Origin of the sequence: Bacillus sp. S71, assembly GCF_016625265.1 — a bacterium.
Classification (GTDB): Bacteria; Bacillota; Bacilli; order Bacillales; family Bacillaceae_G; genus Bacillus_A; species Bacillus_A cereus.
Genome location: NZ_JACVUW010000009.1, coordinates 208,654 through 222,279 on the forward strand (window position 1 = coordinate 208,654; position 13,626 = coordinate 222,279).

Here is a 13,626-nt window from a genome sequence, read left to right on the forward strand (position 1 = left end):
TCTTTAAAAGAGGTTATGCCATTTTCTCACCTGATTCTTCTCTAAAAAAGCTTTTCATCGCATGAAATACGTCTGCTTTTTGCTTTAAAATATAGTATCTAAAGTTTTCATCTTTAATATTTTTATAGGCTGACATGAGTGTACTGTGGCGATTGTATTGGTTCACTTCCCCATACCCAAACATATTACACTTCTTCATTAATTCTTCCACAAGCTTTACACATCTAGCATTATCTGATGTTAAATTATCACCATCTGAAAAATGGAATGGATAAATATTATAGCGGTCTGGTGAATATTTATTATCGATTAGCTCGAGTGCTTTTTTGTATACGGAGGAGCAGATTGTTCCACCACTTTCTCCTTTTGAAAAGAATTCTTCTTCTGTAACGACTTTCGCTTCTGTATGATGAGCAATAAATTCAATATCAACTGTTTCATACTTTGTGCGTAAAAATCTTGTCATCCAGAAAAAGAAGCTACGTGCCATATACTTCTCCCACATTCCCATCGATCCACTCGTATCCATCATCGCTAAGACAACAGCCTTTGAATCTGGCTTTAATACTTCATTCCAAGTACGGAACTTTAAATCTTCTTGATGAATTGGATGGAAAGACGCTTTACCACGCATCGCATTTCGTTTATATGCGGATATCATTGTTCGTTTCTTATCGATATTTCCCCATAATCCTGTTTTTCTAATGTCATTAAATTCAACATGTTCAATCCGGTTTTCATCTATTTCTTTTCTCTTTAAATTAGGCAGCTCTAACTCTCTGAAAAACGCTTGCTCTAATTCTAAAATAGAGACTTCAGCTTCATAGTAATCTTCCCCAGCTGCATCTCCTGCTCCTTGCCCTTTTCCTGGCCCTTTTTGTTTTTGACCACCTGATCCATCTCTCGCAACGACATCACCAACTTTGCTGTCACCGTTTCCTTGCCCTACATGTTTATTTTTATCATAATTGTATCTAATCTTATATTCATCTAGAGAACGAATTGGTATTTTTACAACATCCTTGCCATTAGACATAACTATACTTTCTTCTGTTACAAGATCGGGTAAATTATTCTTAATTGCCTCTTGTACTTTTTCTTGATGGCGCTGTTGGTCGTCATATCCTTTGCGATGGAGGGACCAGTTTTCCTGTGAAATCGTATAATTTGGTTGATTTTCTTCGCCCATTCCTTTCCCTCCTTACTGTAATTGTCTTCCTGTATGAACAGCAAGCTACAAATTTTGTTCTGTAATGTGCAAGCTAGAATATTTGAAAGGTAACTGCCCATAGAAAATCATCCCATAAACATTTATAACGTTTTTCATACAATACCCCGAGCATCCTAAACAAAATTTTGCCACTCACATAATAGAAAGAAATATTCAGCCACTGATAAGAAAGAAACACAATGCATTGTTGCACACATTTTTACTTTGCAACATATTGTATTGTGTTGGCTTTTTTCGTATGAATGGTTGGTTACTCTATCATATGCATATTGTAAAAATAATTGACAATAAATTCATCAAATTGCATCTTAATTTATTACATTTGGACAAGGTATGACACTTTACACACATATGAACGGATAATAAAACGCTGTCCCGCAAAATACAAGAGACAGCGTTTTGTTATCAAACTATCGGTTTAACAAGCTACCTACATAGCGTAGTAATTCATTTGCTGAAGAAGAATTATAGCCATGCTCATCAATTAAACGCGCAACAACATCATTGATTTTCTTAAGCTGATTTTCGTCCGGTGTTTTCGTTGATGTTGTAATTTTCACTATATCTTTTAAATCAGCAAATAGTTTTTTCTGAATCGCTTCACGAAGACGTTCATGTGAATTATAATCAAAGCGTTTTCCTTTACGGGCATAAGCAGAAATGCGAATTAAAATCTCTTCACGGAATGCTTTCTTAGCATTTTCTGAAATTCCAATTTGCTCTTCAATTGAGCGCATTAGTTTTTCATCTGGACTCATTTCTTCCCCTGTTAACGGATCACGTAATTTCGATTTATTGCAGTACGCCTCGACGTTATCTAAGTAATTATCCATAAGCGTCTTAGCTGATTCTTCATATGAATAAACAAACGCTTTTTGTACTTCTTTCTTCGCGATTTCATCGTATTCTTTTCTCGCTAATGAGATGAAATTCATATAACGTTCACGGTCTTCATTACTAATCGATGGATGCTGATCCAGCCCATCTTTTAAAGATCTAAGTACATCTAACGCGTTAATAGATGGTACCTCTTTTCGAATGATTGTAGACGAAATTCGGTTAATGACATAACGAGGATCAATACCCTTCATACCTTCATCTTGATATTCGCGTTGTAATTCTTCTACATCAATCGCATTATAACCTTCTACCGTTTCTCCATCATACAAACGCATCTTTTTAATTAAATCAATATCCGGACGCTTCGGATCTTTTAAACGAGTTAAAATAGTGAACATTGCTGCAACGCGAAGTGTATGTGGTGCAATGTGAACATTCGACACATCACTTTCACGAATCATTTTTTCATAAATATGTTCTTCTTCACTTACTCGTAAATTATAAGGAACTGGCATTACAATAATTCTTGAGTGTAATGCTTCATTTTTCTTATTTGCTATAAATGAGCGATACTCTGTTTCATTCGTATGCGCTACAATTAATTCATCTGCTGAAATAAGCGCAAATCTTCCCGCTTTGAAATTCCCTTCTTGCGTAAGCGATAATAAGTGCCATAAAAACTTCTCATCGCATTTTAACATCTCTTGGAACTCCATCATTCCTCGGTTTGCCTTATTTAATTCTCCATCAAATCGATACGCACGCGGATCTGATTCTGAACCATATTCTGCAATCGTAGAAAAGTCCAGACTACCTGTTAAATCTGCAATATCCTGTGATTTTGGATCAGACGGGCTAAATGTACCAATCCCTGTACGGCGATCTTCAGAGAAGAAAATACGCTCTACAACTACATCCTCAATTCTTGATCCGTATTCTTGCTCTAAACGCATGACATTTAGTGGTGATAAATTTCCTTCAATTCTAACTCCATACTCATCAAAGAAATCATCTCGTAAATGATGTGGAATTAAATGCAGTGGATCCTCATGCATTGGGCATCCTTTAATTGCAAAAATTGCTCCGCGATCTGTTCTTGAATATGTTTCTAATCCTCGTTTCAACATTGTAACTAACGTTGATTTCCCTCCACTAACAGGACCCATTAATAATAAAATTCTTTTTCTAACATCTAATCGTTTTGCAGATGGATGAAAATATTCCTCTACAAGACGTTCTAGAGCATCCTCTAATCCAAAGAGCTGATTACTAAAGAAGTTATACTTTCTTCTACCATCAACTTCTTCAATTCCGGCATCTTTTATCATATTGTAAATGCGAGAGTGTGCTGTTTGAGCCACCCATGGTCTTTCTTTCACAAGCTCCAAATACTCCGCAAACGTACCTTCCCATTGTAAACGTTCTTCTGCTGCTCGATGCTGTTCAATCTTTTTTAGAATATCCATTATAGCTCCTCCCCCATCTCCTTGTTCAATCGGATTATTATAAAAGGTATGCTAGGATGTCCTTAAACATTCTTTAAATCAAAACGAAATATATAATAGCACGCTAAAATTCTCTCCAAAATTCAAAGAAAATTCTGTATAATATAGGTATTAACGTTTTTACACTGCTATTCATTATAAATAAATTCTTTTCTTCTAAGAACCTTACATACATTTTGGGTAATAAATAAAACTCGTGAACCGAAAAAAGTAAGGAGGATATTAGTATGAAATTATTATTAATTTTAGGTGTATCACTCACATTTCTTACAGCTATTTTTACATCCGGTTACAATGACAAACCAGGTACACATAAAAAATGATGTGCTTTTAGCACATCATTTTTTTATGCATTATTTATAATACATATTTTCCATATCATATTTGGATAGTGGTCGGCTATAATAATAACCTTGTACAAGCTTCACATTCTTTTCTTTCAAAAACTGTATTTGCTCCTTTTTTTCTACTCCCTCTGCAATTACATTCAATTCTAAGGTATGAGCTAAATGGATAATTGCAGCTGTAATATTCGTATCACGTTCATCTATATGTATACCTTCCATAAAAGAACGATCAATCTTTAAAGTATCAATTGGATATGTTTTTAAGTAACTTAAAGATGAATAGCCTGTTCCAAAATCATCTAAATGAATCTTTAAATTTTGTTCTTTTAATTGTAGTAACACTCTCTTCGATATATCTTTATGTATAAGAGCTCCTTCTGTAACCTCTATCGCTAATAAATGAGCTGGTACATTGTACTTATTTAAAGCCCGTGTAATCATCTCTATTAATGTAATAGAGCGAAAGTGTCTAGCTGAAATATTAACTGCAATTGGGACCACTTCATATCCTTTATTTAACCATTCGCGCAGTTGCTGACACACTTGATTTACTACCCATTCATCGAGCTTAATAATAAATCCTGTTCTTTCTGCCAACGGAATAAATTGGTTTGGAGAAACAAATCCTAATTCCTTATTCTCCCACCTTATTAAAGCTTCCATACTAGCTATTTTTTTCGTTTCAATATTAATTTGTGGCTGATAATATAAGAAAAATTCATTTTTTTCTATAGCACGATGTAACTGGTTTTCTATTATAAACCTTTGTTCACGCTCACAGTCTAATCCACTACAATAAAAATGATAATGTCCTTTTCCTTTTTCTTTTGCTTTTTCTAAAGCAGCATCGACTCTCTGAAATAGTATTTTTTCATCTTCTCCATCTGCTGGAGCCATTACAATTCCAATTGACGCACTTAAATATACATCTTCTTCCTCGATTACGAAATATTCACTAATATTTTTCAGTATGCTTTTTGCAACTTCCTCTACACATTCTTTCGTTATATTTTCTATCAACATAACAAATTGATCATCGTGTTCTCTAAATAAGTGCATACCTTCTATTTTTAGATTGCTTAAACATTCTGTCACTTTTTGTAATACTTTATCTCCCTCTTTATGACCAAATGTATCATTAATACGATGAAACTCATCTAAATCTATAAATACAAGAGCAAAATTTATACTCTCTTTTAAAAAAGTATTTAACTTATTTGTACATGAAATTCTATTCATTAATCCTGTTAACTGGTCATAGTAAGCTAAATATTCTGTTCGCATTTCGTTTAATACTTGCCTTGTAACATCTCTCGTAACAATATAAACTCCAACAATTTCACCGTTCACAATAATCGGGATAGTTCTCAAAGAAATATATAGCTCGTACCCTTCTTTATGAACATATTTCTTTGAAACAATTTGTTTTGCTTTTCCTTGCATCGATCCCTTAAATATAATTTGAAAATCTTTTTCATATTCTTTATTAATAAATTCAAAAATAAATTTATTATTTAATTCCTCATACCGGTATCCAAATATTTCATACGTTGCCGGATTTGCATATGTAACTCTCCCTATAGAATCTATAGATATAATTGAGTCATTATTATATTCCAGTAACGACTTAAATAACATTTGTTTTTCCTCTATCTCTTTCTTCTCCTCAATTTGAGCTGTAATATCTCTTGTAATACAAATAACAAATTGACATATTCCTTCTTCATCGCAGACAGGATTAAGTGAAGATTCATAATGTATCTCACCTTTTGGTAATTTGACTACATCACAAAAGGTGTGTGCTTTCGTTTCTCTCACTACTTTTTCATATTGCCTTTGCAATATCCCCGCTATATCTTTTGGTAATACTTCTGCAAAAGTTTTTCCATAGCACTCTTCGCTTAACCTAGCATAATCCATTCCTATTTTATTCACATACATATATTTAAACGTTTCATCATCAATAACTTTCAATATAAATACTAAATCTTGAATAGCATGTAATAACCCTTGTCTAATTAAATCCATATCTATCATACTTAAAAAGGTATTTTGATTACTATATTCTTCCTTCATACTTATCTCAACCCGTCTTATCTATTTTTAATCATATATCCCATTCTATATGATTATGTCCTCTCTTTTAAATGTATGATTACATATTATTTTTATTTTATAAAAAAAAGTCGCCATATGGCGACTTTTAATAAACGATTTCTAAATCTAATCCAGGGTAATTTTGTTGACGGAATGCTTCATAAATTAAAATTGCTGCTGTATTAGATAAATTTAATGAACGTACTTTATCTGTCATTGGAATACGTAAACAATGATCAAAGTTTTCTTCGATTACATTAGCTGGTAAGCCGTTTGTTTCTCTTCCAAATACAAAATAGTAATCCTTCTCGCGCTTGCTATAGTCAAACGCTGTATGAGCTTTCTCGCCATACTTCGTTAAATAGAAGAATTCACCATCTTTATTTTTTTCATAAAATTCTTCAATTGAATCATAATACGTAATTTTCACGTGCTGCCAATAATCTAATCCGGCACGCTTTAACATTTTATCATCCGTTGAAAATCCAAGCGGTCTAATCAAATGTAATTCTGTTCCAGTTGCTGCACAAGTACGAGCAATATTCCCTGTATTTGCTGGAATTTCTGGCTGATATAAAACAACATGTACTCCCACGCGATATTCACCTCTGTTTTTTGTCTACTACGTATTATACCACTTGAGCGAAAAATCTCTACCCATTAATAATATGAAAGAATTTATATTTCATTTGTGGTGTATATTTACTAGAGTCTTCATAGTTCCAATAACGTCGACGGCTATTCGCTGAATGTGCATTTACAAGCGGCATACCATCTGCATCTTTTGCTACTACAATCGTCGTATGATTCCATCTTCCGTCATCCTCGAAATCATAAGCAATAACATCTCCAAGAATAAGTTCTTCTGGCCTCTCTACCGCCTCTGCTCGAAGTCCTGTTGTAGCACCTGACAAATACCAATAAAAAGAATGTGCAACAGCCCAGCTCCAACTCCACTGATTCTCCCTTTGCCACCATCCTTTACGAATATTAGGATATCCGTTCATAGGTACTTCTCCAGTATGAAGACATTGAGAAATGAAATTCGTGCAATTATCAGGGAAATTACGATACATAGGATTTCGGTCATCCCACCAACGCTCTGCATATTTCACTGCCTCTAAACGATTATATTGATAAGAACCGTACTTCTCTTTCGTAATTTCCCTTTCTAATGTCTCAACCATTCTAATTTCTTCTGACACTTCAATATCATAATCGCCTATAATCCGACTATTATTTAAACAAACTCTTCGTTTTAATTGTTCCTCTTCAATATAAAATAATTCTTTATGCTTAATTAAATATTTAAAATGTATTTGATAATCAATTTCTTGATGGTCATTACTATTTAATTGCCTAATGAAAGAAACATCCGCAGTTGCTTTCACTATATGTGCACTACGCCTTTGAAACAATTGTTTCTTTCTCTGTGCCATTTGTAGTAAATCCTCAGCAATACCATCCACGTCTGTTCGTTTCTCTGTGATATATGCTAAAAACTGTTGTACTTGCTTTTCAATATTCATTTTTACAGCCATTTCGTTTCCCTCCCATATTACAATATGAAAAAGGGAAATATTATCTACTCTTTTTTCTGTGCTAACAATTCAAGCCCGCGATCCATTTCATGAAGCACTTCTTCATCTTTCTCACGTTCCATCGCTTTCTCAATCGCTTCGCCTACTCCATCTCCCCCAATTTTCCCAAGTGCCCATGCTGCCGTTCCGCGCAATACCGGTCTTGGGTCATCTTTCATAACACCAATTAAATCAGGAATTGCCGATGCTTCTTTAAAATGTGCTAATGCTAAAATCGCATTTCTTTGCAGTGGCTTTTTCCCTCTCCATGACCCTGACATAATCCCATATTTCTCTTTAAAATCACGATTACTAATTGTTAAAAGTGGCGTTAATAATGGTTTAACTAGCTCAGGATCCGGCTCCATCTCAGGATGATTATGAAAATCCATTCCTTTATTTTTCGGACAAACAGTCTGACACGTATCACATCCATATATACGATTTCCTATTTTATCGCGATATTCTTCAGGTAGGAATCCTTTCGTCTGTGTTAAAAACGCAATGCACTTCTTCGAATCTAACTGTCCCCCCTGTATTAAAGCACCTGTAGGACAAATATCGATACATTTCGTACAGCCCCCGCATTGATCTTCTATCGGCTTATCTGGCGGGAATGGAACATTTGTAATCATTTCCCCTAAGTATACGTAAGAACCAAATTCAGGTGTAATAATAGCACAGTTTTTCCCACTCCAGCCAATGCCTGCACGCTCTGATACAGCTCGATCACTTAATTCACCTGTATCAACCATGGACTTCACTTCTATATCTGGAAGTTTTTCAATTAAATATGCTTCTAATTTTTGCAAACGATCTCGTAAAACAAGATGATAATCTTGTCCCCAAGAAGCACGGCAAAAAATTCCACGGCGTTCTCCACGCTTACTTAATGGTGCATTTTTTAATTTTGAAGGATATGCTAAAGCAATCGCAATAATTGATTTAGCACCCGGTAATAAAAGTTGCGGATTCGTTCTCTTCTCTATATCAGGCTCTTCAAATCCAGATTGATAATTTAATTGTTGTTGCTGGATTAAGCGCTGCTTTAATTCCTCAAAAGGAGAAGCACTTGCAAAGCCTATTTTATCTATGCCAATTGTTTTACTATACGCAATTACATCTTGCTTTAATTGTTCAAAATCCACTCTTAATCGCCTCCTCAGATGAATCCATCATCCCTTATGTAACGACTTTATTGGTTAGTAATTCACTTTTGGAATACTATTATTTACTTCTATTTTCGCATGTAATTATATTTTTCAAACATTAAAAAACGCAATGCCTCGTTTATCTCGGAAACGAAACACTGCGTTGATCACAATTTATAGAAAAACATTTAATAAAATTTGGAGCGGGTGAAGAGAATCGAACTCTCGACCAGAGCTTGGAAGGCTCTTGTTTTACCACTAAACTACACCCGCAAATATGAATTACATATAAGATATTAGAATAACTTATGTAAAGTAGTATAGCATGTTAAAAAAATAGAGGCAAGAATTTTATCGAAAAAAGTCGAAAAAGTGATGAGAGACCTCATCACTTTTTCAATTCTTTATCAATGGCCTTCTTCATACTATCGAAATCAGGGTTTGCAAGATTTCCGTTTACATATACTGAAGGAGCACCTTGAACTTTTAATTTTTGAGCACGATCTGAATCTTTACGTACTTTTTCTTTAATTTCTTTACTGTGTAAATCTTTCTTAAATTGCTCTACATCAACTTTTGGAAGTTTCTCTTTCACAATGCTAAGAAGCAAATCTTCTGTAATCCATTCTTCCGTATCTTTCTTTTGATTTTGATAAATCTCATCATAGAAAATCCAGAATGAATCTTTATCTTGTTTATAAATTGCTTCACCAGCTGCTGCACCTAAATCCGAGTCTTTTCCGATAAATGGGAAGTTAATAAAATATAACTGCACTTTGCCTTTATCAATATACTCTTCTTTTAATCGAGGTAATACTGTTACATCCCAAGTACGACAAGCAGGACATTTAAAGTCTCCAAATTCAACTACCTTAACTGGAGCATCATCTTTCCCTAAAGATTGTTGCGTAGAATAAGCAAACATCTCATTCCCTTTATCTTTTTTGTCATTTATGATGCTATACGCAATTGTTCCAATTACAATCAATACTGCGATAGAAAAAACTATACCAAGAGCCATGAGTTTATTTGATTTCATATACATTCCTCTTTAATTTCATATTCTGTATACAGCATTGTACACAATACACATAATATCAACACTTATATACGTCACGCAATGAACACGCTCACATAAATTACAAAAACACAATAATTGTGACGATATTGTGTCACAATTTGTCACAATTTATTCAAAAAAAGAAGCTCCTCTTTAGGAACTTCTCTTAACTTACTGCTTTTTTACGCGCACTATTTAACATCGACTGCTCTATTTTTATATCATGACGAATTACTAATTTCTCACTAACTGCTTGAACATACTCATCATGGCTTATATAGCCTTCTTTCTCCATTAGTCTCAAAACGACATTTCGTCTCTCTACTGCTTTATCATAATTTTGGGCAGGTGAGTAATAAGCAGGTGCTTTTACTACAGCAGCCATCATTGCACTTTCAGCCAACGTTAATTGGTTCACCTTTTTACCGAAGTAAAGGTTTGCTGCTTTTTCAATTCCCCATGCTCCTTCACCATAATAAATGTTACTTACATATAATTTTAAAATTTCATCCTTCGTAAATGTGCGTTCAATTTTTTTCGTATAAAAAATCTCTTTCCACTTACGAGAAAATGTACGCTCATTCGTTAAAAAAGCATTTTTAGATAGCTGCTGTGTAATCGTGCTTCCTCCTTGCACGACACCACCAGCCTTTATATTCTCAACAGAGGCCCTAATAATTGCTATATAATCTAAACCGTTATGATGATAAAATCTTTTATCTTCTGTCGCAATAAATGCATGTGTTAATGATTCTGGCACCTCTAAATTAGCCGGTACATGTAATTTACTAATGTCACTTTTCTCAATCATTACATTTCCAATGAATAATAACGTACAACTTAACAATAATAATAATATAATGGCTTTATAAAAAAGTTTAGTCATTGGATTTAATGCAACTTTTTGATGATAGTTCACCCTAGATAATACTCGTTCTTTCATCTTGAACACCTCTTTTCCACACAGCATATAACTCTTACTTTAAGAATACATTGTTGTAAAAAAATATCCCATCGATTTCTCTTACACGTACCTTACATCATTGTAAGGTATAAAGTGAAACTTTAATCAGCCCTCACCAATCACGTTCCCGGCAAATAGCGGGGTAAAAAAGTATTGTATCACAGACCTTTTTTATCTACTATTCATCTGAAATATTGAATATAGATTATATTCAATCACGAATAACCAATAACAGAGTAAGCCTTAAGGCTATTATATTTTCACTTTACACTTTAATTATATCATCTATAAATATATATACTTTTGACTATCTAGTAATCTTAATGTATATAACATATACATTATACAGAACAAACGTTCTATAAATCAATACTAACACTATTATTATTTTGACCTTTTTCTTAAACAGTATACAAAAAAGAGTAGTGATTTGAATGTATCTCAAATCAGCTACTCTTTTCTTTACAATCTTCCTATTAAATTATATGGCTGTACTTCCCACGTTTCATATGGAATACAATGTGTTGCTCTCATTGCATCAAGCGTTCTGGATTTCATATGAGGACGCGTTATATACTCATCTATGTTCTCTTCATTTAAATCAACAAATTTAGCCTCTTGTATTTCTTCAGGTTGAATTTTTATTTCGCCACTCACATATGCTACTTTAAAAACAACAGCTAGAATGTGCATAGAGGCATTATAATAAACCCCGGTAATTCCGATAGGCTTCACCGTTAACCCTGTTTCCTCTTTTATTTCCCTACAGACAGCTTGATCGAGTGCTTCTCCTTCTTCTACCTGTCCTCCTGGCATTTCCCACGTATCAGCTCGCCAGTGTACCTTTGTTAATAACACTTCATTTTTCTCATTTGTTAAATAACCTGCTACGGCAACTATATGCTTTGGTGTCTTATGTTCCATACTGAGCCTCCTAGAAATAATGGTTATTTCATATATCCCTATAAGCATATTCCCTATCTACACCAAAATACCTTTAATAATTCATCACCTTAATTAACTTCATAAAAAAAAGCCCCTATTCGTTAAGCGAACAGGGGCTTTCATCGTATTACTCTCCTAAGTCTACGTTGTGGTAAACTTGTTGTACATCTTCTAAATCTTCTAATGCATCCACCATTTTCTCAAATTGTACTTGAGCATCTTCAGGAAGTGTAACATCACTTTGTGCAAGCATTGTTAATTCTGCAACTGTAAATTCTTCAACACCAGCACCTTTAAGTGCAGATTGTACTGAATGGAATTGATCTGGTTCAGCATACACGATAACAGCATCTTCTTCTTCTAGAATGTCACGTGCATCTACATCTGCTTCCATTAAAATTTCAAGAACTTCATCTGATGTTTTACCTTCAAGGCCGATAACAGCTGTCGCATCAAACATGTAAGCTACAGAACCGTTTACACCCATGTTACCACTGTTTTTGCTAAATGCAGCTCGTACATCTGCTGCAGTACGGTTTACGTTATTTGTAAGTGTATCTACAATAACCATAGCTCCATTTGGTCCAAATCCTTCATAACGAAGCTCGTCATAATTTTCCTCTGAACCGCCTTTTGCTTTTTCAACTGCACGATCAATAATTGTTCTTGGTACATTGTATGTTTTCGCACGTTCTAATACGACTCTAAGCGCTTGGTTTGATTCTGGATCTGGCTCGCCTTGTTTTGCCGCCACATAAATTTCACGTCCAAATTTCGCGTATATACGGCTTGTATTTGCATCTTTTGATGCTTTTTTGTCTTTAATATTGTTCCATTTACGGCCCATACTTTCCACTCTCTTTCTCGTTTTAAATCTACATAAAAATATTAATATGAAATATAATGTGTGTTCAACACATTTTTAAAAGAAATATAAAAAGTTCATTTTTGATTCATATTACAGACATAATATAAATCACTATCATTTTGTTCTTTCGACAAGTTATATTATACATGAATTCCTAAGTTTATTACGAATTTTAGCATCACATAATATAATTTAACAAAAAAGACTCTAACATTTCTATTAGAGTCTTTTTATATTGCTGATACCATTTTCCATAATATTCCTATAATTACTTTCTATTGTTGTATAATAAAAACAGGAAAAAATTTGAAGAAAAGATAGAGGGAGAATTATGACACATTCAAATGAGAAAAAATTACATGCTTTTAAAGGAATAGGAGAGAAGTTAAACCCAACTATCTATCAAGTAAGATTCATGAAATAAGATGAACCAATCCAATTTGAGGCGTTTCCTGAATTGAAGGAATTAGGGGACTGGTTAAGTACTTCAACGCAAATGTGGGCGTGCCACTCAACAATGTATAAGTACAACAGAGAAGAGTTTAAAAAGAAGTTTTTAGAAATTACAAACTTAACCGTTGATAATGTACTAATATCTACTGGTGGTGTCGGATTTAACTTCATGTCACCAGGGTGGAGAAATTCTCTCTAAATACCGCAATTAAAAGGATAAAATTGAATGTTTGTTTTTATCCTTTTAATGTTTCGCAGTTTACTCACCGTACACTTTTTGTGCTTATTTTGTCATGTAATGAAAAGAAAACAAAAAAAACTCTATACTAATTGTATAGAGTTTTTTACGACGTTCATGATACCGATGGTCGGGGTCGAACCGACACTCCCGAAGGAACACGATTTTGAGTCGTGCGCGTCTGCCAATTCCGCCACATCGGCACAAAAGAAAAGGCGGCAACCGGATTTGAACCGGTGATAAAGGTTTTGCAGACCTCTGCCTTACCACTTGGCTATGCCGCCATATTAAATTTTATTGGAGCGGAAGACGGGATTCGAACCCGCGACCCCAACCTTGGCAAGGTT

10 protein-coding genes, 3 tRNA genes and 1 pseudogene are annotated in these 13,626 nt (G+C 34.1%); 1 reads left to right on the forward strand and 13 read right to left on the reverse strand.

Annotated elements, in window-relative coordinates:
* Positions 1 to 13: 13 nt before the first annotated feature.
* From yhbH to IBT51_RS19835, 11 genes are all read right to left on the reverse strand, one after another.
* Positions 14 to 1,189 carry a sporulation protein YhbH gene (gene yhbH / locus IBT51_RS19785; RefSeq protein WP_000503516.1) on the reverse strand — a complete coding sequence of 392 codons (1,176 nt, stop codon included), beginning with the start codon at positions 1,187 to 1,189 and terminating at the stop codon, positions 14 to 16.
* A 452-nt stretch (positions 1,190 to 1,641) separates the two neighbouring features.
* Positions 1,642 to 3,537, reverse strand: a complete 1,896-nt coding sequence (locus IBT51_RS19790) for a PrkA family serine protein kinase (protein ID WP_000353273.1) — start codon at positions 3,535 to 3,537, stop codon at positions 1,642 to 1,644.
* A 392-nt stretch (positions 3,538 to 3,929) separates the two neighbouring features.
* Positions 3,930 to 5,999 carry a sensor domain-containing protein gene (locus tag IBT51_RS19795; RefSeq protein WP_200458558.1) on the reverse strand — a complete coding sequence of 690 codons (2,070 nt, stop codon included), beginning with the start codon at positions 5,997 to 5,999 and terminating at the stop codon, positions 3,930 to 3,932.
* A 127-nt stretch (positions 6,000 to 6,126) separates the two neighbouring features.
* Positions 6,127 to 6,615: a tRNA (uridine(34)/cytosine(34)/5-carboxymethylaminomethyluridine(34)-2'-O)-methyltransferase TrmL gene (trmL, locus tag IBT51_RS19800; protein WP_000538147.1), complete on the reverse strand. Its 489-nt coding sequence runs from the start codon at positions 6,613 to 6,615 to the stop codon at positions 6,127 to 6,129.
* A 58-nt stretch (positions 6,616 to 6,673) separates the two neighbouring features.
* Positions 6,674 to 7,561 carry an amidase domain-containing protein gene (locus IBT51_RS19805; RefSeq protein ID WP_098630224.1) on the reverse strand — a complete coding sequence of 296 codons (888 nt, stop codon included), beginning with the start codon at positions 7,559 to 7,561 and terminating at the stop codon, positions 6,674 to 6,676.
* A gap of 44 nt (positions 7,562 to 7,605) precedes the next feature.
* Complete coding sequence (gene queG / locus IBT51_RS19810; protein WP_050842518.1) at positions 7,606 to 8,748, reverse strand: tRNA epoxyqueuosine(34) reductase QueG; 1,143 nt, start codon at positions 8,746 to 8,748, stop codon at positions 7,606 to 7,608.
* Between the two features lie 202 nt (positions 8,749 to 8,950).
* Positions 8,951 to 9,024, reverse strand: a tRNA-Gly gene (locus IBT51_RS19815).
* A 115-nt stretch (positions 9,025 to 9,139) separates the two neighbouring features.
* Positions 9,140 to 9,790, reverse strand: a complete 651-nt coding sequence (locus tag IBT51_RS19820) for a DsbA family protein (protein ID WP_053565313.1) — start codon at positions 9,788 to 9,790, stop codon at positions 9,140 to 9,142.
* A 187-nt stretch (positions 9,791 to 9,977) separates the two neighbouring features.
* A complete protein-coding gene (locus IBT51_RS19825) occupies positions 9,978 to 10,754 on the reverse strand; it encodes a transglycosylase domain-containing protein (RefSeq protein ID WP_000664716.1) in 777 nt (258 codons plus the stop codon).
* Positions 10,755 to 11,237: 483 nt separating this feature from the next.
* A complete protein-coding gene (locus IBT51_RS19830; protein ID WP_000400463.1) occupies positions 11,238 to 11,699 on the reverse strand; it encodes an NUDIX hydrolase in 462 nt (153 codons plus the stop codon).
* 148 nt (positions 11,700 to 11,847) lie between these two features.
* Positions 11,848 to 12,567 carry a YebC/PmpR family DNA-binding transcriptional regulator gene (locus IBT51_RS19835; RefSeq protein ID WP_000532949.1) on the reverse strand — a complete coding sequence of 240 codons (720 nt, stop codon included), beginning with the start codon at positions 12,565 to 12,567 and terminating at the stop codon, positions 11,848 to 11,850.
* A gap of 352 nt (positions 12,568 to 12,919) precedes the next feature.
* Here IBT51_RS19835 and IBT51_RS19840 point away from each other — a divergent pair.
* Positions 12,920 to 13,240: pseudogene (locus tag IBT51_RS19840) on the forward strand (DUF3884 family protein).
* Positions 13,241 to 13,400: 160 nt separating this feature from the next.
* On the opposite strand, the gene IBT51_RS19845 reads toward IBT51_RS19840, so the two are convergent.
* Positions 13,401 to 13,482: transfer RNA gene (locus IBT51_RS19845), tRNA-Leu, on the reverse strand.
* A gap of 10 nt (positions 13,483 to 13,492) precedes the next feature.
* Positions 13,493 to 13,563, reverse strand: a tRNA-Cys gene (locus IBT51_RS19850).
* Positions 13,564 to 13,626: the final 63 nt, after the last annotated feature.